The 21,349-nt window shown below is 73.0% G+C and carries 25 protein-coding genes and 1 pseudogene; 17 read left to right on the top strand and 9 right to left on the bottom strand.

Going from position 1 to position 21,349, the window contains the following annotated elements; all coding sequences use genetic code 11:
* A partial coding sequence (locus ACFWWQ_RS19625; RefSeq protein WP_384597864.1) for a tectonin domain-containing protein occupies positions 1 to 111 on the bottom strand: 111 nt, incomplete at its 3' end.
* 467 nt (positions 112 to 578) lie between these two features.
* On the opposite strand from ACFWWQ_RS19625, the gene ACFWWQ_RS19620 reads away from it, so the two are divergent.
* Both ACFWWQ_RS19620 and ACFWWQ_RS19615 read left to right on the top strand, forming a co-directional pair.
* On the top strand, positions 579 to 1,085 hold the full coding sequence (locus ACFWWQ_RS19620) for a SigE family RNA polymerase sigma factor (RefSeq protein WP_384597754.1): 507 nt from the start codon (positions 579 to 581) through the stop codon (positions 1,083 to 1,085).
* A gap of 65 nt (positions 1,086 to 1,150) precedes the next feature.
* Positions 1,151 to 1,978 (top strand): hypothetical protein, encoded by an 828-nt coding sequence (locus ACFWWQ_RS19615; protein WP_384597752.1) that lies wholly within the window; start codon positions 1,151 to 1,153, stop codon positions 1,976 to 1,978.
* 33 nt (positions 1,979 to 2,011) lie between these two features.
* Here the strand turns inward: ACFWWQ_RS19615 and ACFWWQ_RS19610 are convergent, their stop codons facing one another.
* From ACFWWQ_RS19610 to ACFWWQ_RS19590, 5 genes are all read right to left on the bottom strand, one after another.
* Positions 2,012 to 2,164, bottom strand: coding sequence for a hypothetical protein (locus tag ACFWWQ_RS19610; protein ID WP_384597750.1), 153 nt, complete (start codon positions 2,162 to 2,164; stop codon positions 2,012 to 2,014).
* A gap of 247 nt (positions 2,165 to 2,411) precedes the next feature.
* A complete protein-coding gene (locus ACFWWQ_RS19605) occupies positions 2,412 to 3,083 on the bottom strand; it encodes an enoyl-CoA hydratase-related protein (protein ID WP_384597748.1) in 672 nt (223 codons plus the stop codon).
* A 135-nt stretch (positions 3,084 to 3,218) separates the two neighbouring features.
* Positions 3,219 to 3,392: a hypothetical protein gene (locus ACFWWQ_RS19600; protein WP_384597746.1), complete on the bottom strand. Its 174-nt coding sequence runs from the start codon at positions 3,390 to 3,392 to the stop codon at positions 3,219 to 3,221.
* Positions 3,393 to 3,394: 2 nt separating this feature from the next.
* Complete coding sequence (locus tag ACFWWQ_RS19595; protein WP_384597744.1) at positions 3,395 to 3,856, bottom strand: hypothetical protein; 462 nt, start codon at positions 3,854 to 3,856, stop codon at positions 3,395 to 3,397.
* On the bottom strand, positions 3,853 to 4,110 hold the full coding sequence (locus ACFWWQ_RS19590; RefSeq protein WP_384597742.1) for a hypothetical protein: 258 nt from the start codon (positions 4,108 to 4,110) through the stop codon (positions 3,853 to 3,855). The genes ACFWWQ_RS19595 and ACFWWQ_RS19590 overlap by 4 nt, the downstream gene beginning before the upstream one ends.
* Positions 4,111 to 4,217: 107 nt before the next feature.
* Here ACFWWQ_RS19590 and ACFWWQ_RS19585 point away from each other — a divergent pair, with 107 nt between their 5' ends.
* The 6 genes and pseudogenes from ACFWWQ_RS19585 to ACFWWQ_RS19560 all read left to right on the top strand — a co-directional run bounded on the left by ACFWWQ_RS19585 (position 4,218) and on the right by ACFWWQ_RS19560 (position 7,556).
* The gene (locus ACFWWQ_RS19585; protein WP_384597740.1) at positions 4,218 to 5,045 is read left to right on the top strand and encodes a Scr1 family TA system antitoxin-like transcriptional regulator; all 828 of its coding nucleotides are present in this window, start codon (positions 4,218 to 4,220) and stop codon (positions 5,043 to 5,045) included.
* Positions 5,042 to 5,248, top strand: a complete 207-nt coding sequence (locus ACFWWQ_RS19580; RefSeq protein ID WP_384597738.1) for a DUF397 domain-containing protein — start codon at positions 5,042 to 5,044, stop codon at positions 5,246 to 5,248. Before ACFWWQ_RS19585 ends, ACFWWQ_RS19580 begins: the two co-directional genes overlap by 4 nt.
* A 146-nt stretch (positions 5,249 to 5,394) precedes the next feature.
* Positions 5,395 to 5,469: pseudogene (locus tag ACFWWQ_RS19575) on the top strand (DUF397 domain-containing protein); the annotation flags it as partial.
* Complete coding sequence (locus tag ACFWWQ_RS19570; protein ID WP_384597862.1) at positions 5,455 to 5,721, top strand: DUF397 domain-containing protein; 267 nt, start codon at positions 5,455 to 5,457, stop codon at positions 5,719 to 5,721. The pseudogene ACFWWQ_RS19575 and the gene ACFWWQ_RS19570, both read left to right, overlap by 15 nt.
* A 284-nt stretch (positions 5,722 to 6,005) precedes the next feature.
* Entirely contained in the window at positions 6,006 to 6,713 is a 708-nt protein-coding gene (locus ACFWWQ_RS19565) for a hypothetical protein (RefSeq protein WP_384597736.1), read from the top strand.
* A 339-nt stretch (positions 6,714 to 7,052) separates the two neighbouring features.
* Entirely contained in the window at positions 7,053 to 7,556 is a 504-nt protein-coding gene (locus ACFWWQ_RS19560) for a hypothetical protein (protein ID WP_384597735.1), read from the top strand.
* A gap of 189 nt (positions 7,557 to 7,745) precedes the next feature.
* Here ACFWWQ_RS19560 and ACFWWQ_RS19555 read toward each other — a convergent pair whose 3' ends face one another.
* Entirely contained in the window at positions 7,746 to 9,089 is a 1,344-nt protein-coding gene (locus ACFWWQ_RS19555) for an erythromycin esterase family protein (RefSeq protein ID WP_384597733.1), read from the bottom strand.
* A gap of 184 nt (positions 9,090 to 9,273) precedes the next feature.
* Here ACFWWQ_RS19555 and ACFWWQ_RS19550 point away from each other — a divergent pair, with 184 nt between their 5' ends.
* The gene (locus ACFWWQ_RS19550) at positions 9,274 to 9,672 is read left to right on the top strand and encodes a nuclear transport factor 2 family protein (RefSeq protein WP_384597732.1); all 399 of its coding nucleotides are present in this window, start codon (positions 9,274 to 9,276) and stop codon (positions 9,670 to 9,672) included.
* A 126-nt stretch (positions 9,673 to 9,798) separates the two neighbouring features.
* Here the strand turns inward: ACFWWQ_RS19550 and ACFWWQ_RS19545 are convergent, their stop codons facing one another.
* Entirely contained in the window at positions 9,799 to 11,112 is a 1,314-nt protein-coding gene (locus ACFWWQ_RS19545; RefSeq protein ID WP_384597730.1) for an SGNH/GDSL hydrolase family protein, read from the bottom strand.
* Positions 11,113 to 11,456: 344 nt separating this feature from the next.
* Between ACFWWQ_RS19545 and ACFWWQ_RS19540 the strand changes: the two genes are divergently transcribed.
* From ACFWWQ_RS19540 to ACFWWQ_RS19510, 7 genes are all read left to right on the top strand, one after another.
* Entirely contained in the window at positions 11,457 to 12,770 is a 1,314-nt protein-coding gene (locus ACFWWQ_RS19540) for a DUF445 domain-containing protein (RefSeq protein ID WP_384597729.1), read from the top strand.
* A gap of 286 nt (positions 12,771 to 13,056) precedes the next feature.
* Positions 13,057 to 13,824, top strand: coding sequence for a class E sortase (locus ACFWWQ_RS19535; protein ID WP_384597728.1), 768 nt, complete (start codon positions 13,057 to 13,059; stop codon positions 13,822 to 13,824).
* A gap of 45 nt (positions 13,825 to 13,869) precedes the next feature.
* Positions 13,870 to 14,103 (top strand): DUF3311 domain-containing protein, encoded by a 234-nt coding sequence (locus ACFWWQ_RS19530; protein ID WP_345084650.1) that lies wholly within the window; start codon positions 13,870 to 13,872, stop codon positions 14,101 to 14,103.
* Positions 14,100 to 15,686, top strand: coding sequence for a sodium:solute symporter (locus ACFWWQ_RS19525; RefSeq protein ID WP_384597726.1), 1,587 nt, complete (start codon positions 14,100 to 14,102; stop codon positions 15,684 to 15,686). Before ACFWWQ_RS19530 ends, ACFWWQ_RS19525 begins: the two co-directional genes overlap by 4 nt.
* 268 nt (positions 15,687 to 15,954) lie before the next feature.
* Positions 15,955 to 16,269, top strand: a complete 315-nt coding sequence (locus ACFWWQ_RS19520; RefSeq protein WP_384597725.1) for a DUF6412 domain-containing protein — start codon at positions 15,955 to 15,957, stop codon at positions 16,267 to 16,269.
* 303 nt (positions 16,270 to 16,572) lie between these two features.
* A complete protein-coding gene (locus ACFWWQ_RS19515) occupies positions 16,573 to 17,343 on the top strand; it encodes a YidC/Oxa1 family membrane protein insertase (protein ID WP_384597723.1) in 771 nt (256 codons plus the stop codon).
* Positions 17,344 to 17,549: 206 nt separating this feature from the next.
* Positions 17,550 to 18,407, top strand: coding sequence for a fumarylacetoacetate hydrolase family protein (locus tag ACFWWQ_RS19510; protein ID WP_384597721.1), 858 nt, complete (start codon positions 17,550 to 17,552; stop codon positions 18,405 to 18,407).
* Positions 18,408 to 18,726: 319 nt separating this feature from the next.
* Here ACFWWQ_RS19510 and ACFWWQ_RS19505 read toward each other — a convergent pair whose 3' ends face one another.
* On the bottom strand, positions 18,727 to 19,854 hold the full coding sequence (locus ACFWWQ_RS19505) for a Gfo/Idh/MocA family oxidoreductase (protein WP_384597719.1): 1,128 nt from the start codon (positions 19,852 to 19,854) through the stop codon (positions 18,727 to 18,729).
* A 55-nt stretch (positions 19,855 to 19,909) separates the two neighbouring features.
* On the opposite strand from ACFWWQ_RS19505, the gene ACFWWQ_RS19500 reads away from it, so the two are divergent.
* Positions 19,910 to 21,133, top strand: a complete 1,224-nt coding sequence (locus tag ACFWWQ_RS19500; protein ID WP_384597717.1) for an ROK family protein — start codon at positions 19,910 to 19,912, stop codon at positions 21,131 to 21,133.
* Positions 21,134 to 21,349 lie beyond the last annotated feature (216 nt).

Raw genomic sequence — 21,349 nt, 5'->3', positions numbered from 1 at the left:
TAGTCCGGTGTACCGGTACATCTGCCCAAGGGAGTTCACCCCCCATACGTGCGTCCTGGACCCCACCGAGATCGTCGTGAGACCACCGGAGACTTGCTGCCAGTCAGCCATGCTCGTGTCCCTTCTCCTCGAACGGTGCAAAGGGAACTTGCTGCCCGACGGATACGCCTAAACGATCGGATATCCGGGGTGAATTCTGAGATCATCCAAAAATCGCCGTTTGGCGATTTTCACCCCTTCTGAATATGGGGAAGGCGGGTCGCCCTCAAGCACATCAGGAGGCCGGAAACGCTATAGCCCACAAGAAGGCCAGGACGGCGGCTGGTTGACAATCTGGCGGGCGGAGCGGCGGAGCGGCGGAGGTGGCCGCGGGGCGTGAGGCGCGGGGACGGCGGCGCGCAGCTGAGCGAGCTGCGCCCCGGGCCCCGGGCTTCGTGGCGGAGCAGCCCACCGCTGACGCGGCAGCGCCGGGAAAGAAACGGGAAAGAAGGTGCTCCTGCCGCGCGACATCCCGCCGCCTCACGTAGTCAAAAGGGTATGCGAGGGGATCACGGAACAAGAGAACAGGCGGGGGCCGAGTGAAATCAGCACAGGAGGATCAGTACCTGGAGTTCGTGGCCGCGAGGGCGAAGGGGCTGTACCGCTCGGCGTACGTCCTCGCGGCCGGCGACACCCATCTTGCCGAGGACCTGGTCCAGGAAACCCTCAGCCGGGTGTACGTGCACTGGAAGCGGGTGGCCGCAGCGGACAGCCCGGCGGCCTACGCCCAGACGGTTCTGGTCCGCACCTCCCTCACCTTGCGGCGTAGGAGAAGCACCGGCGAGCGCCCCACAGGGAACCTGCCCGACAGCGCTGCGGCCGGTCCGGACGCCGCGCTGCGGCTCACTTTGCTGGACGCGCTCGGCCAACTCCCGCCCCGGGACCGGGCGGTGCTGCTGCTGCGCTACTGGGACGACCGCAGCATCGAGGAGACCGCCCAGATGCTCAAGCTGAGCAGCAGCGCGGTCCGCTCCCAGGGCACCCGGGCACTCAACAGGGTGCGCGCGTTGCTCGGCGACAGCCTGTCCGACCTGGTTCCGCACTGAAACCGGTGCACCCAGGTCGAACCCACCGCACCATCCCCACCAGCGACAGAAAAGGTGACGCCAGCATGCCGTTCGAAGCAGACCTCGCACACGCCCTGAACCGCACGACCGACTCCCTCGAACCCGATCTCGCCACGCTCACGAGCGGAGCCGTCGAGCGCGGGCGGAGCCGCATCCGGCGTCGGCGCAGCGCCGGCGTCCTCGTCGGGGTCGGTGCCTGCGCCGCCATCGCGACCGCCGGTCTGGTGCTCCCGGGCGTGCTCGCCGGGGCTCGCTCCCCGGGATCCGATATGGAAGCGGTGGCGCTGGCGATGCCCCGTTCCGCGATCGCCGGTACCCAGATGATCGACGCCGTGAAGAAGACGTTCCCCGGGAGCCGGTTCGGCCGGGAGGACGGACAGAGCAACGACCCCTCGGATCCGTCCAAGGGGTGGGTCGCCAACGGCGGAGTGGACGTCAACGACGGGCACGGCACCGCCAACGTCGGTGTCTCGGCCCTGCGGCTCAAGCTGCCGCTCGGGGACGGCGAGGGGCTGAACTGCGACCATACGGCCGGGCGTGCCGAGGCCGGCGACACCTGCGAGCTGAGCGAGCTGCCGAGCAGCGCCACGCTTCCCGGTGGAGCCCTGGTGATGTCGGAGAAGATCGCGGAAAGGCAGCCGGTCGGTGCCGACCCCGCCCCCGGCTCCGCCGTCGCTCACCGCTGGACGACGACGGTGACCTTGAAGTCGACCGGCGCCCAGCTCCAGATGGTGCAGTGGGACACCGCCGGCGAATTCGGCAGCGGAAACAGGCCGAAGCCGACCCGTGACGCTCCCCCGCTCTCCCAGAAGCAGGCGGTGGCCGCACTCACCGGTCCCACCTGGGCGCCGATCCTCGGTGCCGTCGGCTGACCCGTCGCCTTGCCGGTGGGGGCAGAACTTCCCTCACCTGAGGCTGTCGACCACGGCGGTCAGCCGGTCCATGACGTGGGCCACGCCGAGCCCGTCCATGTAGTCGCGGACATGCACGATCCGACCGCTCCGGACCCGGATCACCAGGAGGCCGGGAATTCTGAAGGCCCGGCCGGTCGTGGTCACGGTCCCGGCCGGACGAAGACCTTCAAGAGCCCGTGGTCACACCTGACGTGGAGTCGCTCCTGACCGCACTCTATGGGGAGATCGACGACGAGATCGGAGGAACGCGGCGATGGGGACGGCCGCTCGCCCCGGCTCGGCACGGGGACCTTGATCCGGTTGCTCGCCCGTTGGTCCCATGCCCCGTTGCCGCTCCATCTGCCGGACGGGCCCGCCACCGCCGCGGGCAAGGGCGGCGGGCCCGACGGCCTCAGCCCAGCGGTGCGGTGGTGTCGCGCAGGGCGGCCAGCGCGGGCGCGTACATCCGGGCCTTGATGGTGCCGAGGGTGTCGCCGGCCTTGTCGACCTGGGCCTGGGCGCGTGCGACGGCGGTTGCGCGGACGGCCTCCTCGGTGACCGCCTCGTCGACGATCCCGGCGGCCGCCGCGTCCGTCCCGCCGTAGCGCCGGGCGGTGAGCATCGCCTCGTGCGTGGTCTGCGGGGCGAGCCGTCCCTGTATCAGCGCGGCCATGCCGGGGGTGAACGGGATGTGGATGTCCGCCTCGGGCAGGCACCAGAAGCCCCGGTCGGCGCGCATCACGCGGAAGTCGTGGGCCAGGGAGAACATCGCCCCGGCGGCGAACGTGTGCCCCTGGAGCGCGGCCACGGTGATCATCGGCAGCGACAGCAGGCGGGCGAACAGCTCGTGGACGGAGACGATGAAGTCCTGGTGCCGGTCGGCGTGGGCGGCGAGCCAGTCCAGGTCCAGGCCGTTGGAGTAGAACTTCCCCGTCGCGGCGGTGACCAGGGCCCGCGGCCCCTCCGCCTTCTCCACCTCGTCCAGGGCGGCGCCGACGGCGGCCATCCAGTCCGGGTGGAAGCGGTTCTCGCCGTCTCCGAGATCGAGGACGAAGACGTGGTCGTGACGGTCGAGCGTGGGCATTTCGGCTTCCTCACGGTGGGTTGGCGCCGGCGGGGGTGGCGTGCCGATGGTCTCAAGGGCGTTGCGGGGCCGGAAGGTTGGCCCGGCCGGGGCCGCTGGCCGGGGCCGCTGGCCGGGGCCACCGCCCCGCCTTGGCTACCGGCAGTCCGGGCAGTTGACCGCCCGCAGCCATTCGTCGACGGTCTGGCCCTCCCCGGCGCCGCATTTAGGGCGCGGGTTGTCGGTGCCGATGAGTTCATGGACGTGGAGGACGTTCTCGCCGACGGTGCCGGAGAGGGGTGTGTCCTCGTGCGTGGGCTGGTCGGTCACGGCTACCTCCATGGGTCTTCGGCGAGGATGTAGAGCGGGTGGGCGAGGCCGCCGATGCGGTGCCGGAACGGTTGCGGTGGCGGCCGGCCCGCGTCGCCGGGCGGCTGACCTGGCCAGATGCTCAGGGTGTGGGTGCGGTGGGCGTCCGGGAGGGTGACGAACAGGGCGTGCCCGCGCTTGATGTGCTCCCGCGCGGCCCGCTCCTCGCCCGCGTCCCACGCCCACGCCCGTACCGTCGCGGCATGGTCCGCGATGTCGGCGTCCGCCGCCCCGCGCGTCAGCCACGCCCACGGCGACCGGACCGGCTCGGGCTCGACCCGTTCCGCCAGCCGCAGCGCCTGCCCGCGCAGCCACCGCACGGCCAGGACGGGGGAGACGGTCCACAGCGCACAGACGGGGTACGTGGCCCCGGGCGCCGACGCCCGCTTCTCCAGGCGTACTTCGGCGAGGTAACCGGCGGTCACAGGATCTCCCCCCGACTGCGCGCGTTGACCAGCGTGATCCCCGCGATCAGCCGCTCGGCGCGGGACGTGCGCCGGATGTACGCGGCATCGACGACCCACTCCACGCCGCCCGTCAGCGACCGCAGGGACCACGCCCCGGCCAGTTCCCCCTTGGCGATGCCGAGACAGCGACGCTCGGCGTCCGCGACGAGTTCGCCGCGCACCGGGCGGTAAGGGACCTGATCGCGCTTTCCGGACTCCCGTTCGACAGACACGATCGTTCCTCTCTGTAGTCATTCCACTACCAGGGAGGTGCAGCGTGGCCTACGTTGGAGGAGTCGTTCAACGTGTGTGAGGGGGAGGAAAAGTTGGTGATCTACCCTTGAATCGCAAGGAGTTGGACCCGGACAGCTCGCCGGAGGCGGCGTTCGGGGCACGTCTGCGCACGTCGCGTGAGGAACGCGGCTGGAAGCAGGAGGAGTTGGCCGAGCGGATGGGATATTCCGGCACGCATATCTCGGCTGTCGAAACGGGCCGCAAACGCCCGACTCTTCCGCTCGCTCGGCGCGCGGACGTAGCGCTGGGCACCGGAGAAGAATTCGAACGCGCGTGGCGGAAGCTCCAGCACTCGGGCCTGCTGGAGGGCTTCCCGCAGTTCGTCGAGCACGAGGCGCAGGCGGCGGAGATCCGTCTGTACGAGGTCGGGGTGATACCGGGACTGCTGCAGACGCCGGAGTACGCGACGGCGTTGGCGGAGAGCGCCGTGAATCGTGGCGCGATCACGGAGGAGCAGGCGGACGAGCGGGTCGCACTCGTCGCGGAGCGGCAGGCGGTTCTCCTGCGGACGCCTCCGCCGCTGGTCTTCGTGGTGCTGGACGAGGGGTGTGTGCGTCGGCCGGTGGGTGGGCCGGAGGTCATGGACGCCCAGCTGGACCGGGTGCTCGAATTCGCCGAGCTGTCCCACACCGTGGTTCAGGTGGCTCCGTTCGACATGGGAACGCGTCGCCCGTTCAACCTGCCGGTCACCGTGCTGACGCGCCCGGACCGGTCGCTCATGGCCTACGCCGAGTCCGCCCAGCAGGGCCATCTTGAACGGGACAGCACATTCGTGCTGCCTCTGTTGACGGCCTACCATCAACTACAGGCCGAAGCACCGTCCCAGGCGGAATCCGTGGCCATGATCAAGCAGTTGCGAAAGGGCTCCCCGTGACGACCGAATCCCCCCGCTGGTTCAAGTCCTCGTACAGCGACAACGGCGGCCAGTGCATCGAGGTTGCCGCCAACCTCGTCGCCTCGCGCGGCGTGGTTCCCGTCCGTGACTCGAAGGACCCGCAGGGCCCGGCGCTGAGCGTGCGCGCCGCCGCCTTCGCGTCCTTCGTGGCGGGCGTCAAGGCGGACACGTTCCGCGCCTGAGCTGGTCCCCGTACGACGAAAGCCCCGTCCGTTCCTCCGTGTTGAGGGAAGGGCGGGGCTTTCTTTCGCCCTCTCGCCGCGCTGCCGTCAGGGCCCTACCCTCGAACGGAACCTGAGCGTGCTGACAAGCTGCGAAAGGGAATGCCGTGACGACCGAATCCCCCCGCTGGTTCAAGTCCTCGTACAGCAACAACGGCGGCCAGTGCATCGAGATCGCTGCCCACCGGTGGTTCAAGTCCTCCTACAGCGAGAACGGCGGCGCCTGCGTCGAGATCGCCGCCGACCGCTGGTTCAAGTCCTCGCACAGCAACAACGGCGGCGCCTGCATCGAGGTGACCGCCATCCTCGTCGCCTCGCACGGCGTGGTCCCCGTCCGTGACTCGAAGGATCCGGAAGGCCCGGTGGTGAGCGTTCCGGCCACCGCCTTCGCGTCCTTCGTCACGGGCGTGAAGGCCGGAGATTTCCGCTCCTGAGCAGGTCGAACGTACGACGAAAGCCCCGCCTGTTCCTCCGCGTTGGAGACGGGCGGGGCTTTCCTTCGGTCTGTCGGCGTCTGATTTTGGTTCGCGGACGCGATCCGGGCGGCGACGGGGCTCTCGGGCCCGATCCTCGTCACGGTCTCCACGGAGGGCTGACACCGGCAGGAGGGGGCGCCGACCTGGCCGCGCTGCGGTCACCCAGCCAGATCAGGCACGTCGACCTCAAGGCCATCCCACCCACGACCGGCTGTCACAGGGGCGCTATAGCCTGAGCGGACGTGCGAACGTCATACGAGGGGATGCGGACGGTGCTGCCTGCTTACGCGATCGAGGTCGGAACCGAACCGTTGGTCCGTCCGGTGCGGGATTCGGTGGGAGGTTGGCCCTTCCTCGACCGGGGCCAGGAGTGGCCCGAGTGCTTCTGCGGTGAGCGGTTGGCGCTGTTCTTCCAGTTCGACATCCCCTCGGACGTGGAGCCTTTCGGCGGGGACCACCTTCTGGTCTTCCACTGCCGGGCGCACAACGACGCGTCCGAACCCCAGCTCGCCGACGGCCGGCTCGTACCGAAGTACTGGGACGCTCCGCAGCCGCCCTACCCGGCGCCGTTCTGGCGGGTACTGATACAGAGCGGCGCGGCGCTGCCGTATCCGGAGGCCGAACCGTCCGTGTGCGCGCTGCCGCTGGCTCTGCGGCCCTTCGCGGACACCTCCGACGAGGAGGGCGGCGGGGCCCAGACCTTCAAGGTGGGCGGTAACCCGTCCTGGGCGCAGGGGCCCGAGGAGTACACGTGCGCGTGCGGCGCGGACCTCGTGTACGTCTGCCAGGTGCCCGAGGGCATGGACTTCGCCGTCCACCCCGGCCTGCCGGAACAGCCCTACAGCGTCCGGGCCGACACCTACTGGCTCTTCCTGGGCAACGAGGTGTACCTGCTGGCGTGCCCGGCCCGCTGCGATCCGGCGGCCGCCTGGCCGGTCAACCAGCACTGACGCGTCGGCACCGTCGCCCCTGTCCCACCCTGGCGGTGCCCGGCGGCCACCACCGGGAGCAGGCGGCCACCGTTCCGGAGGTCATGTACGGGACAGCGCTTAGGGGGCGCCCACCAACGCGCTCACCAGCCGCGTCACCGCAGGCCGCGGGTCGGGGGCGTCCGGGCCGCTGGTCATCAGCAGGTGGTGGGCGGCGTGGGACGGGCCCGAGGGCGCCCACTGGGCACGCCATCAGGACCGCTGGAACGCCGTGAACGAGGGATTCAACGCACCGCTGCTCGACGCCGCATATAGGGGTAGCGCGGTGCAACGCATCGCCGCGGTCCGGCCTCTCCCTGGGTGTCAGCAGACCTTCAGCTCTTCGCACCAGAGGTGATCATGAACCACCGTTACGTCTCCGGCGCCGCCGTCCTCGCCTCCGCCGCCGCCCTCCTCGCGACCGTGTCCGGCGCCGCCGTGGCCGCCCCGCACACGGCGCCCGCCGCGCCCACGTCCGTCCGGGCCACGGTCTGGAAGCCGTGCCACCCGCCCACGGGGTACCGGCACTTCCTCAAGCTGAACTCCGCCAAGAACACCGGCGGCAAGACGGTCGTGCGCGTCACCCCGGAGACGTGCAAGTACAACGCGGCCAACGACGAGGACGTCGTCTACACCCCGACCGGCGCGGCCCGGTCGCTCGGCTTCGCGCGGGGCGCCACCGTCACGGTCTTCAAGGGCAACACCCCCGTGAAGGTCACCCCGAAGTGGCTGGGCAGCCACAAGCTCACCAACACCCCGCACTTCGCCTACCGCCTCAACGACCAGCGCAAGATCACCGCCCTGGAGGAGATCTACCACCCGTAGGGGAGCGCGCGAGCTGCCCGGGTCGCGCCTCTCACGGGGTGCGGCCCGGGCGGTCCGGCCCGGGAGGGGACAGCGGACAGTCCAGCTCCGGCATCGCGCGGTTCGGTGAGCAGCACACCAGCGCCAGGGTCGGGGCAGTCGGGGCGACCCAGCCCGGTGGTCGGCAGACGCCCGGTTCGCGCGGGGGCGCTACAGCTTGCTCGCCTCCCGAACGGTATGGAGGTGGACCAGGACGTCGTAGGCCCTGCCGATGGCGATCTTGGGCGTCTTGTCGTTCGGGTACTGCGTGCCGACGTTGTATGCCGGGCGCGAGATGTCCAGCCAGCCGCGGGCGGCGGCGGGTGCCTTGCGCAGGTCGGCGTAGTAGTCGCGGTACCGGACCTGGTCGAGCGTGTACTCGTTCGTGCCGGGACCGGCCGGGCCGACGGTGAACTTCTTCCACTCGCCGCCGAGCGCCTCGCCCTTGGAGAGGAAGGAGCCCTGGTCGAAGGTGGTGCCGATGGCGAGGTAGTCCGCGCCCAGGGTGTCGCGGAGGAACGAGCCCTGGGTCTTCGGGTACGTCGCGGGGTCGGAGGCCGCGTAGCCTGCGTGGTCGTTGTGGGCCGACAGCAGGACCCCGCTGCCGGTGCGCCGCTGCCACCATGCCGTGGTCTCGGCCATCACCTGGTCGCGGTAGCGCTCCATGGCGGTCAACGATTCCTGGTCGCCGGGGTTGAGGGTGAGGAAGGTGTAGGTCTGGGCGATGTTGCGGGCGTTCTGCAGTGCGAACTCGAAGTCCTCGCCGCCCCCCGACCTCTGACGTTGTACAAGTTCCAGTACTTGCTGCGCTTTGGCCGCATTCTGCTGCCGCTCCGCGAGTGGCCGCTCCAGATAGGCGATGGCGTCGTCGAGCGGGCGCAGGCCGGTGAGGAGCTCGTTCAGGCGCGGCAGGGATTCCGGACGGGTCCGCCGAACGTAGTCGGTGACGCTGTCGAAGACCCGCTCGTCGATCCTGGGCGCACCGATGTCGTCGCCCAAGAAGTGGACCGGGCGGTTGGGGTGTTGGCGGTTGTGGTCGCGCATCCACCGGACGAGGGTCACGAACTCCTCGCGGTCCCAGGGAGATCCGGCCATCACCTCGTGGACGACCTGCCGCGTGTCGCGGTTACCGTCGCCGCGCTGGAGGTAGTCGTCGATCTGCAGACCCGCCGACCAGCTGATCTCCAGGGCGAAGGTGGTGAATCCCTTCTGCTCGACGAGGTAGCGGAAGACCCGGTCCTTCAAGGCGAAGAACTCGTGCGAGCCGTGCGTGGCCTCGCCCACGCCGACCACCTTGGCGTCGCCGACCATCATTCCCAGGGCGTGCAGGTCGGCCGTGCCGGTGCCCGGCTCCGTCGACCGCAGCGGATGAGCGATCCGGTCCAGTGCGCGGACGGGGGCCGACGCGACGGCCGGTGCGGACGCCGTCGGTGCTGCGTACACGGCCGCCGCGGGGGCCAGCGTCGCGGCCAGGCCGAGAGCCGCCGCCGCGAGCCGCTTCCCGTTGCCGATCATGTCTGATCACTCCTCAACATGTTTGGTGTCACGTGCTGCTGAGAAGATCGTCACGCGCGTGGCGGCCCGGGCGCGATGGGGCCGACCCGACACCTTCCCGGGGGATAGCCCCCGTGATCCGGGTTTCAGGCGAAGTTGCCTCGCCGCCATGTCCGTTGCCCCCTGCCGGCGTTACCGTCGTGCCATGTCCAAGATCGAGATTGACGCGATAACCGCCGAGTTCTTCGGAGCCTTCGACAACCGCGGCGGCAAGACGGCGGACGTGGCCCGGATCCACCGGCTGGTCATTCCGGGTGGCGTGATCGTGCTGACCGGGCCGAAGTACACGGTCTACACCGTGGACGAGTTCATCGAGCCGCGCGAACGCCTGCTCGCCGACGGCCGGTTGGTCGAGTTCTCGGAGTGGGAGACCTCCGAGCGAACCGAGATCGCGGGCGACATCGCGTCGCGCTTCGGCGAGTACCGCAAGGCCGGCGTCCTGGACGGCGAGCCGTTCGAGGGTGGCGGGACCAAGACCTTCCAGTTCGTCCGCACCCCGGAGGGCTGGCGGATCGCGGCGTTCTCCTGGTACGACCAGCCCTGAGTGCAGGAGCCCGCGGAGCCTCACTCTTCTGCCGCAACGAAGCTATCCGCGTTGTCGGGTAGAAGATCTCGGAGCGGCCGTGCACGCGCGTCGCAACAGGCCGGGTGCCGGCGCCCGCCCGGTGTCTCAGAGCGACGCCGGAGCCGCCCGTCGCAGATGCTCCAGGTTCACCGCGTCGGCCATCGCCCGGTAGCCCGCGTCGCTGGGGTGGAGGTGGTCGCCGGAGTCGTACGACGGGCGGAGGCGTTCGGGGGACCACGGGTCGCGGAGGGCCTTGTCGAAGTCGACGACCTCGTCGAAGACGGCGCCGGAGCGGATGGTCGCGTTGACCTTGCGGCGGACCTCGTCGAGCTTGGCGGTGTAGCCGCGGTGGCCGCTGAACGGCGTGAGCGTGCCGCCGGTGACCCGCAGGCCGCGGGCGTGGGCGTCGCTGACGACCTGCCGCATCCCGGCGAGGATCTTCTCCGGGTCGTACTGGCGCGGCGTCTTGAGCAGGTCGTTGATGCCGATCTCCACCAGGACCGCCTTCACGCCGCTGCGCGAGAGCGCGTCCCGGTCGAGGCGGGACAGCACGCTGGGGCCGTTGTTGGGGGAGAAGCGGGAGCCGTCGACCAGCAGGCGGTTGCCGCTGATGCCCTGGTTGAGGACGCCGTAGCGGGGCGCGCCCGGTTCGGTGCGCAGGCGGTCGGCGAGGAAGTCCGTCCAGCGGTGGTTGGCGCCCGCGGTGGAGGTGATGCCGTCGGTGATCGAGTCGCCGATGACCACCACCGCGCCGTGCGCCTCGGTGCTCCACACGTCGACGCCCGTCAGATACCGCCAGTACGGGCTCTGTTCCGTGTACGCCGCGCCTGTCGTGTCCTCCGTACGGTCGCCGCGCGCCAGATACGACGTCTGCCGGGCGTACGGGTGGTACGTGGCGGGGCCGGACGGTGACGGGGAGTACGTGGTGACCAGCAGGTCCGCGTCCTGGGGGACGGCCAGCCGGACCGGGTCGCTGGTGACCGCGCCGCCCGCCGGGATGGTCACCGCCGAACGGCCGCCGAAGGCGAGGCGCCGCATCGTGCCGGGCGCGGCCGTCGGGTCGCTGGGCGCCGCGGCGAGCGCCAGGGAGGCGTGGCTGACCGGCAGCGGGCGGGTGCCGTAGAGGTTCGACAGCTGGATGCGGGCGCTGGAGCCGCCGACGCTGCTGTGCACGACGTTGCGGATCGACATGCCCGCGTAGCCGTCCAGGGTGCCCGGCTCGGCCGCCGCGGCCGCCGCGGACCACGTACCGACCCACTGACCGGAGACGGCGGGCGCCGCCGGGTCGCGGGGCCGGTGCGTGGCGTTGTTGCCCCAGGATCCGCCGGTGCCGCCGAAGCCGACGAAGATGGCGGTCGAGACGAGCACCACCACAGCCGCCAGACCGGCGAGCAGGGCGTAGCCCACACCTTTGTTCATGCGGGGCGGATCTCCTGTGACGGCGGAGCCGCGGGCTCCGGGCGGGCAGGGGCTGCCGGGCGCGTCGGCTGCCGACGCCTCCGCCGGGCGGAGGGCGGCGGACCTGGACGTCCGGCGATCAGCGGCACCGTTGCGGTCCGATCGGTCCCGCCATGATCCCACGGCGGGCTCAGGGGGCGCTCGGCGCCCTTTGCGCGCCCCCTCCTGGTCCGGACGCGCGGGACTCGTGGTTCGTTCCATGGGTGGGTCACAGTTGACCCACGCGGCCTCCCGCGGCCGGGACCCGGCGTGGCGCGGCCGGTCCGTGGTGCGCCGCACCGCGGGATTCGGGAACGGTGGAGTGGATGGAACGCACGCAGACGACGTCGGTGCCGTACGCGGCCCAGCCGGGCGGCACCGGCCCGGGGACCGCCGCCGACCAGGACAGACGCCGGGCCGTACGGCGGATGAAGACGCTCGCCACCGGCCTGCTGCTGGGGGTCGCGCTGATCTACGTCCTGGCGAAATGGGCCGGGGCGGCCGGTGCCGGCGGCTGGGCCGGGTATGTCGCCGCGGCCGCCGAGGCGGGCATGGTGGGCGCGCTGGCCGACTGGTTCGCGGTCACCGCGCTGTTCAAGCGGCCCATGGGGCTGCCCATCCCGCACACCGCCATCATCCCCACCAAGAAGGACCAACTGGGGCAGAGCCTCGGCGAGTTCGTCGGGGAGAACTTCCTCTCCGACGAGGTGGTGCGCCGACGGCTGCGCTCCGTCGGCATCGGCCGGCGCCTCGGCGGCTGGCTGGCGGAGCCCCGTAACGCCGACCGGGTGACCGCCGAGCTGTCCACGGCGCTGCGCGGCGCGCTGACCGTGCTGCGCGACGCCGACGTCCAGGCGGTCGTGGGGGAGGCCATCACCCGACGGGCCGACGCGCAGGAGATCGCGCCGGGGCTCGGCGCCCTGCTCGGCAAGGTCGTCGCGGACGGCGGCCACCGGCGGGTGGTGGACCTGGTGTGCGCCCGCGCCCACGACTGGCTGGTCATGCACGGTGACTCGGTGATGAGCGCGGTCTCCGGCGGGGCGCCCGGCTGGACGCCGCGGTTCGTCGACCGGAAGGTGGGCGACCGGGTCTACAAGGAGCTGCTGCGCTTCGTCACCGAGATGCGGGACATGCCCGAGCACCCGGCACGCGGCGCGCTGGACCGCTTCCTCACCGACTTCGCCACCGACCTGCGCACCGACCCGGACACCCGGGCCCGCGTCGAACGCCTCAAGTCCGAGGTGCTGGGCCGCGGCGAGGTGCAGGACCTCATCGCGTCCGCCTGGGGCTCGGTCCGCGCGATGATCGTCGCGGCGGCGGAGGACGAGAACAGCGAACTGCGGCAGCGGGCCCGCGCCGCCCTGCTCTCCCTGGGACAGCGCCTCGCCCGCGACGAACGGCTCCAGGGCAAGGTCGACGGCTGGCTGGAGGGCGCCGCCGTCTACGTCGTGACGACGTATCAGCACGAGATCACCGCCCTGATCACCGACACCGTCGCCTCCTGGGACGCCGAACAGACCTCCCGGAAGATCGAGGCGCACATCGGCCGCGACCTCCAGTTCATCCGGATCAACGGGACGGTGGTCGGGGCGCTGGCCGGGCTGGGGATCTACGTGGTGTCGCGGGTGTTCGGGTGGTGAGGACGGGACGGGGGAGGCGGCGGTCCTGAGGCGCTGCGGGGCACCCCCGGCGCCTCGCCCGCGCCCGTACGCCCGGCCTGCGTCTGTACGCCTGGCCCGCGGCCGCTCGCCCGGCCTGCGCCCGTACGCCAGCCTGCGTCCGTACCCCGGCCTGCGCCCGCTCGCCCGGTTTGCCCCGCGCCCCGGCCCGCGCCCGGCCCCGGCCCGGCGCCCGCCTCCCGCTCCCGCCCGCGTCGGCCACGTCCGCCCCCTGGTGACCTCCACCCGCAGGGTCTACCGTGCCCGCGTGCAGGGGTCCTGGGAGCGGGCGGTCGCGGTGCGCGGGCGGCGGCGGGCGCCGGGGCGGGCGGTGCGGGCGCTCGCCGAGGTGACGGTCACGTGCGGCGTGGTCCTGCTGCTGCTCGTCGTCCACCAGCTGTGGTGGACCAACCGCCAGGCCCACGACGCCGCGCAGGACCGCGTCGGGCAACTGGAACGCCGGTGGGCCCACCCGGAGGGCCAGCCCGCCCCGCCACCCGCCGAGGTCCCCGGCGCCTCACCGACGACGGGCCCCGCCCCGCGTCCGCGCACCCCGGCCACCCGCCCCGCGCCGCCGCCCCGTCCGGACGCCGGGTACGCCGTCCTCCGCATCCCCCGCCTCGGTCTTGACGTCCCGGTCGCCGAGGGCACCGGCCGCGCCGCGGTCCTCGACAAGGGGTACGCCGGGCACTACCCGGGCAGCGCGCAGCCCGGCGACACCGGCAACGTCGCGCTGGCCGGGCACCGCAACACCCACGGCGAGCCGTTCCGCCACCTCGACCGGATGCGGCCCGGCGACACCGTCCGCATCGACACCGCCGACGCCGTCCACACCTACGTCGTCCGCGCCGTCCTGCCCCGCACCACCCCCGGCGACACCGGCGTCCTCGCCCCCGTCCCGCGCAGCGCCGTCCACCCCGCGTACGGCTTCACCGCCCCGGGCGCGTACCTCACCCTGACGACCTGCACGCCGGAGTTCACCTCCACGTACCGGCTGATCGTCTGGGCGGTGCTGCGCGGCACCGAACCGCGCTGACGGGGCCTGCCGCTCCCGGTGGGAGACCGCCTAAGCTCTCGCCCCGTGCGAAACCAGACACCCGGCGGCGCGCCCCCGGGCTCCCGAAAGCGCCCGGCGCTGCTGTGGCTGCTGCTGCCCTACGTTCTCTTCCTGGCCGTGCTGCCGCTCGTCAACCGGCTCACGCCGACCGTGTTCGGGCTGCCGTTCCTCTTCTTCTGGATGCTGCTGGCGACCGTGGCGACACCGGGCGCGGTGTGGCTGGCGCGCCGCGGTGACCTGCGGCGGGGGCACCGATGAAGGCCACCGTCGCCACCTCCGTCTTCGCCGTCTTCATGGCGCTGACCCTCGCGCTCGGCCTGCTGGCGGTCCGCGCCCGGCGCGGCGGCCGCCGTGAGCGCGGGCTCGCGGAGTGGTCGGTCGGTGGCCGCAGTCTGGGCACCGTCTTCATCTGGGTGCTGATGGCCGGGGAGAGCTACACCAGCTTCAGCTACCTCGGCGCCGCGGGCTGGGGCTACCGGTTCGGCGCCCCGGTCCTCTACGTCATCGCCTACATGTCCTGCGGCTATGCCCTGGGCTACGTCGTCGGGCCGATGCTCTGGGCGTACGCGCGCCGCCACGGACTGGTCGGCATCACCGACATCGTCGCGCACCGCTACGGCCGCCCCTGGCTGGGCACCGCCGTCGCCCTCTTCGCCACCGTCTGTCTGCTGCCGTACATCCAGCTCCAGATCACCGGCATGGGCGTCGTCGTCTCGACGATCTCCTACGGCGCGATCAGCCTCCACTGGGCCTACTTCCTCGGCTTCGCCCTCACCACCACCTTCGTCGTGGTCAGCGGACTGCGCGGCAGCGCCTGGGTCTCCGTCCTCAAGGACGTCCTGGTCATCGCCACCCTCGGCTTCCTCGCCGTCTACGTACCGCTGCACTACTTCGACGGCTACGGCGCCTTCCTCGACCGGATGGTCGCCGAGAAGCCGCAGTGGCTGACGTTCCCCGGGCACGAGTCGGGCGGTCTTGGCCAGGGCTGGTTCCTCTCCACCACCGTCGTCAACTCCCTGACCGTGGTGATCTTCCCGACGACCGTCGCCGGATACCTCGGCGCCCGCAGCGCCGACACCCTGCGCCGCAACGCCGTCTACCTGCCCGCGTACAACGTGCTGCTGTTCGTTCCGGTGGCGCTCGGCATGGCGGCGCTGTTCGTGGTGCCGGGGCTGACCGGCGCCCAGTCCGACCTGGCGCTCTTCACACTGGTCACCGACTCCCTCCCGGCCTGGGCGGTCGGCGTGATCGGGGTGGCCGCGGCACTCTCCTCGATCGTCCCGATGGCGGTGTTCATGCTGGTCATCGGCACGATGTGGGGCCGCAGCGTGTTCGGCGCGCGGTCCGGCGGCCGGACGGGGAAGGGCCCGGAGGCGCCGGTCGACGGCCCGGCCGGACAGCGGCAGAAGCGGTGGTCGCAGCTGGTCGTGGTCGCCGCCGGAACCCTCGCGCTGCTCCTGACCTACTTCGCCCCGCAGACCCTCGTCCGCCTCTCCCTCATCTCGTACGAGGGCATGGCCCAACTGGTGCCGATGCTGTTGCTGGGGCTGGTGTGGCGACGGCTGACGTGGCAGGCGGCGGTCGCCGGGGCGGCGGCCGGGATCACCCTCGTCTGCACGGCGGTCTTCAGCGGCCACGACCCGCTCTGCGGCGTCAACGCCGGACTGCTCGCGCTCGCGCTGAACGTCGCGGTCGCCCTCACCGTCACCCGCTTCGGACCGCGCGAACGGGACGAGCGGCCGGACGGTGAGGTGCTGGCGGTGGAGGACGAGTTCCCGCGGACGGGGGAGCAGGACCGGGAACGGGGTGACGCGGTGGGTGCGACGGAGTCGGTGAGCTGACGGATGCGGTGAGCGGACGGATGCGTGAGCGGACGGGTGAGGCGGGCGGACGAGGCGGGGTGGCGGGGGCGTCCGGCCGTACGCGCCGGGGTTCCCGTTCCGGCCGTTCTCCCCCTGAAGCGTTCGGCCCGGAGTTCCCGCTCCGCCCACCCGCCTCCCGTACCCTCCCCGCCGTGGTTACCCTGGACGCCACGACAGGCCCAGCGCCGTACGGGTGCGGGCCGCGCCGGGGCCCCCGGGCGCACCGATCGCCGTGAGGAGGCGCCCGATGTCCCGCATCGCCGAGATCCGGCGGCTCCACACCTCCGCCCTGGCGCTCCTCGTCGTCGGCCTGCTGCTGGCGGAGAGCGGCCTGGCCACGGCGCTCACCGCGGCCGCGACCACCGGTGCCATCGTGCTGCTGTGCCGGGCGTTCCTGCTGGGGCTCCTCGCCGGGTGCGCCCGGCCGATGCCGCCGGGCCGGGTCCGTACCGCGATCCGGGACCGTGAACGGCGCACCGCCTTCCTGCCGCAACGCGACCCGGACGCCGCGGGCCGCCCGCGCCCCCGGGCGCCGGGCCGCGCCCTCCCGACGGCCGCGTAGACGCACCGCGGGCAGCCCGCCCGCACCGCCCGCCAGTCCCCCGCATCCGGGGGCCCGCCTCGGCGACGTACCCAGGGCCCTTCGTATCGGGTCGTACCGGGGGAGCCTGCCCCGGCGACGTCTCCGGGGAGCCCGGGCGTACGCCCGCCCGTTCCGGAACCGTTCCGACCGCACCGCGCCCGGCCCCGTACCCGCGGGGATTCCGGGCGGGGTCCGGCGCCCCGGTGAGGGCACCCGCGTCCCGCACGGCCCGTCACGCCGCTTCCTCATTCCGGCACGACGAGACCCGTGGAGGGCTCATCCATGTCCGTTTTCGGTCTGCTCGGCGATCTGCTGGCGCATGGCGCGCAGGCGATCGCACCGTTCTTCGGCGCCTCGGCCACGGCCGCCGCCATCGTCCTGTGCACGCTGGCGGTCCGCGCCGCGCTGCACCCGCTCGCCCGCGCCGCCGCCCGCGGCGAGAAGGCCCGCGCCGCGCTCGCCCCGCAACTCACCGCGCTCCAGCGCACACACAAGGACGCCCCGGAGCGGCTGCGCCGGGCCACCACCGAGCTGTACGCCACCACCGGCGCCTCCCCGCTCGCCGGCTGCCTGCCGTCGCTGCTCCAACTGCCCGTCTTCTTCGTGATGTACCACCTCTTCTCCACCGGTGGCTCCGGACTGCTCGGCCACACCCTCCTCGGCGCGCCGCTCGGCGGCCACTGGACGCAGGCGCTGGCCGACGGCGGCCCGTTCGGCCCGCACGGCCTCGTCTACCTGGGCCTGTTCGCGCTGGTCACCGCCGTCGCCACCTGGAACGTCCGGCGGGCGCGGGCCGCGGCGGCCCGGCGGCCCGACGCCGCCGCCCCCGCGCTGCCGGGCGCCGCGGGCCTGACCAGGGCGCTGCCGCTGCTCTCGTACGCCACGCTGATCACCGTCGCCGTGGTGCCGCTCGCCGCCGCGCTGTACGTCGTCACCACCACGGCGTGGACGGCCGCCGAACGGGCCCTCCTCCACCGCGACCGGCCCGCCGTGGCGGCCGGGACGAGCCCGGACAGCGGCGCCCGGGCGGACGCGCTGCCCGCCCGGAGCTGAGCCGGGCGGCCGGAAACCGCGCCCCGGTGCCCGTCGGGGCATGGGTTTCCGGCACCCCGTTCCAGTACGTGGACGGGGGTCTTGCGGAGTGGTCGGGGTTCTTGGACGATCGGCCAATTGCTCGATGGCCGTCCCCATCGGCCGTCCCCATCGGCCGTCCCGGGAGGCCCCTTCCGGGCCGGCCTTCGACCACGGGAGTGGTACCGATGAAGCTGCTGCGTGTCGGAACGACAGGGGCGGAACGCCCGGCGCTGCTCGACGCGGACGGGGCGCTGCGGGACCTGTCCGGCCTGGTACCGGACATCGACGGGGCGCTGCTCGCCGACGACGCCGCGCTGGCCCGCGTCCGGACGGCGGCCGGTTCGGGCGACCTGCCCGTCCTCGACGCGGCGGGGCTGCGCACCGGCCCGCCCGTCGCCCGGATCGGCAAGGTCGTGTGCATCGGGCTGAACTACCACGATCACGCCCGCGAGACCGGCGCGGCCGTCCCCGAGGAGCCGATCATCTTCCTGAAGGCGCCGGACACGGTCGTCGGCCCCGACGACACGGTGCTGGTGCCGCGGGGCGCCGAGAAGACCGACTGGGAGGTCGAACTGGCCGTCGTCATCGGCCGCACCGCCCGCTACCTTCCGGACGGCGACGCGGCGCGCGCCGTCGTCGCCGGGTACGCCGTCGCCCATGACGTCTCCGAGCGGGCCTTCCAGATCGAGCGGGGCGGCCAGTGGGACAAGGGCAAGAACTGCGAGACCTTCAACCCGCTGGGCCCCTGGCTGGTCACCGCGGACGAGGTGCCCGACCCGCAGGCTCTCGGCCTGCGGCTGTGGGTCAACGGCGAGCTGAAGCAGCGCGGTACGACCGCCGAGCAGATCTTCCCGGTGGCCGAGGTGGTGCGGTACGTCAGCCAGTTCATGACGCTGTACCCGGGCGACGTCATCAACACCGGAACCCCGGCGGGGGTGGCCATGGGGCAGCCGGAGCCCAAGCCGTATCTGCGGGCGGGCGATGTGGTCGAGCTGGAGATCGACGGCCTGGGCCGCCAGCGCCAGCAGCTCAAGGACGCCTGACGGGACGCCGTCCGACGGAGTGACATCCGGCGGGACTGTGCCCGGGCACGTTGCTACCTGTCCACCGGGCTCCCGCGCTTGCCTGGACGCCGGTGACATCCGACGGCACCGTGCCCGGGCACGGTGCTACGGCAGATGGCTCCCCGGGGCCCATCTGACGGAGCCGACGGGCCGTCCGACGCACCCCACCGGCCGACCCACCGAGCGCACCTGCCATGTCCGACGGGCGGGGCGTCGTGCCGGGGGCAGGCGTCCGAAACCGGGTGTCCGGCCGGGGCGTTCGGGCTCGGAGCCCGGAGCCCGGAGCTCAGGCTCGGGCTCAGGCGTCCGGTATCTCGATCCGGACCGTGCGGTCCTCGGCTGCCGACCGTTTCGCGGCCTCCAGGACCCGCAGGGCCGCCGCGGCTTCCGCCGCGGTCACCGGTGGGCGACCGCCTTCGCGCAGGGCCCGGGCCACCGCCGCGTAATACGCCGGATAGGCGCCGGGCAGCGTCGGCACCGGCGTACCGCCCCCGGTCTGCGGGGACTCTCCGGCGCCGATCCGGCCCCAGGCGGACTCCGGCTCCACGCCCCAGGCCGCGCCCTCGGCGCCGGGCCGGGCGCCCGCGCGCAGCGCCGCTTCCTGCGGGTCGAGGCCGTACTTCACATAACCGGCTGCGCTGCCCAGCACCCGGAAGCGCGGGCCCGACTGGGCGGCCGCGGCGCTCACCCACAGATGGGAGCGGACCCCGCTGGTGTGGGTGAGCGCGAAGAAGGTGTCGTCGTCGGCCTCCGCGCCGGGCCGCCGGACGTCGGACTCGGCGTAGACGGACGCGACGGGCCCGAAGAGCGTCAGCGCCTGGTCGACGAGGTGGCTGCCGAGGTCGTAGAGGAGGCCGCCGATCTCCGCCGGGTCGCCGGACTCGCGCCAGCCGCCCTTCGGGCGCGGCCGCCACCGCTCGAAACGCGACTCGAAGCGCCGGACCTCGCCGAACGCCCCCTCGTCGAGCAGCTTGCGCACCGTGCGGAAATCGTTGTCCCAGCGGCGGTTCTGGAAGACGGAGAGCAGCAGACCGCGGTCGGCGGCGAGCGCCGCGAGGCGGTCGGCCTCGGCGGCCGTCGCGGCGAGTGGCTTGTCGACCACCACCGGCAGCCCCGCCTCCAGCGCGGCGGACGCCAGCGCCACATGCGTCTTGTTGGGCGTCGCCAGGACGATCAGATCGAGAGCACCGGCGCGGGCCAGGACCTCCTCGGGGCCCGCGACCGTCCGCACACCGGGGTGCTCCGCACGGGCCTGCGCCTGCCGCTCGGGGCTGCGGGTCGAGACGGTGTCCAGCGCCAGCCCCTCGGCCGCGGCGATCAGCGGCGCGTGGAACACCGAGCCCGCCAGGCCGTAACCGATCAGGCCGACGCGGAGCGGGGCGCCGTCGCGGGCCGGGGATGCGGGGCTGCCGGGGAAATCGTTCATGAATCCACTTAAGCAACAGTGTTGCCAAAGCGCAAGGGATGGGGACAATGGAGAGGTGACCAGTAACGACCACGGGCCGCCGGAGCACCCCGGAGCGACGGCCGCCGCGTCCCTCGCCGCCGGTGCCGCGGCCGGTTTCAACCTCCCCGCGCTGCGCGGGCACAACGCCGCGCTGGTTCTCGGCCTGCTGCGGGCGGCGGGGGAGGAGGGCGTCAGCCGCCTGGAGCTGGCGGCGCGTACGGCGCTGACCCCGCAGGCGGTCAGCAAGATCACCGCCCGGCTGCGGGCCGAGGGCCTGGCGGCGGAGGCGGGCCGCCGCGCCTCCACCGGCGGCAAACCCGCCACGCTGCTGCGGCTCGTCCCCGGCGCCCGCCACGCGATAGGCATCCACCTCGACCGTGACGAGGCGGTCCTCGTCCTCGCCGATCTCGCGGGCGCCCCGGTCGCGGTCCGTCGCGCCCCGCTCGACCTCACCGCTGGCGCCGGGCCGGTCCTCACCACGGTCGCCCGCGAGGTCGCCGCGGTACGGGCGGAGGTCGACGCACCCGGTGTCCTGGGTGCCGGGGTCGCCTGCCCCGGCCCGCTCGACCACGCCACCGGGGTGCTGCGCCGGGTCACCGGCGCCCCGGGGTGGGACGGCTTCCCGCTGCGCGACGCCCTCGCCGCACGGCTGGACCTGCCGGTCGTCGTCGACAAGGACACCAACGCCGCCGCCCTCGCCCTGGCACGCGGCCCCGGCCGTCCCGGCTCGTTCGCCTATCTGCATCTGGGGACGGGCCTCGGAGCCGGTCTGGTGCTGGACGGCGCCCTGTACCGGGGGCCGCGCACCGGCGCCGGGGAGTTCGGCCATCAGGTGGTGTGGTGGGACGGCCCGCGCTGCGCATGCGGGCGCCGCGGCTGCGTGGAGGCGCTGTGCCTGGCGGCACTCGCCCGCGACGATCTGCCCGGCGCCGCCCGCGCGTTGGGCGTCGGTGCCGCCAACCTCGTGGAACTGCTGGACATCGACCGCATCCTGCTGGGCGGCCGCACGGTCGCGGCACAACCGGACGTCTTCCTGCGCGGCGTGACCGAGGAGCTGACGGACCGGGCCGCCGCTCGCGGGTCCGCGAGCCCCTCGGTGGCGATCGTCCCGGCCGGTGGCCCCGGGCCGGTGGCGGAGGGGGCGGCGCAGCTGATCCTCGGGCCGCTGTTCGGCGCTTCGGCGGGGGTGGCTGCTGTGCCACAACGGGGGGTGGTTTCGGGGGAGTCCGGGGTACGGGCGGGGGCTGCGCTTCCGTAGCGCTGGATGCCTCCGCAGGGGGCGCTTGCCGGGGCGCGCCCCGGGCTCGTGGCGGCTGCTGGGCAAGTCCGGGGAGGGCCCGGTGGGCGGCGACTGTCCGGCTGGTGGGCGTTGGGGGCGGCCGGGGGGGGGGGGGGCGGCGCGGCGCCACCCAACCCCCCACACCACAACCGAGACGCCCCCCGCCCACCCCCCCCGACCCCCCCCCCCCACCGA

The sequence above is a fragment of the Streptomyces sp. NPDC059080 genome, assembly GCF_042739975.1.
GTDB classification, from domain to species: domain Bacteria; phylum Actinomycetota; class Actinomycetes; order Streptomycetales; family Streptomycetaceae; genus Streptomyces; species Streptomyces benahoarensis.
Note: the sequence above shows the minus strand (reverse complement) of the source record. Positions and strands in the feature narration are given on the sequence as shown.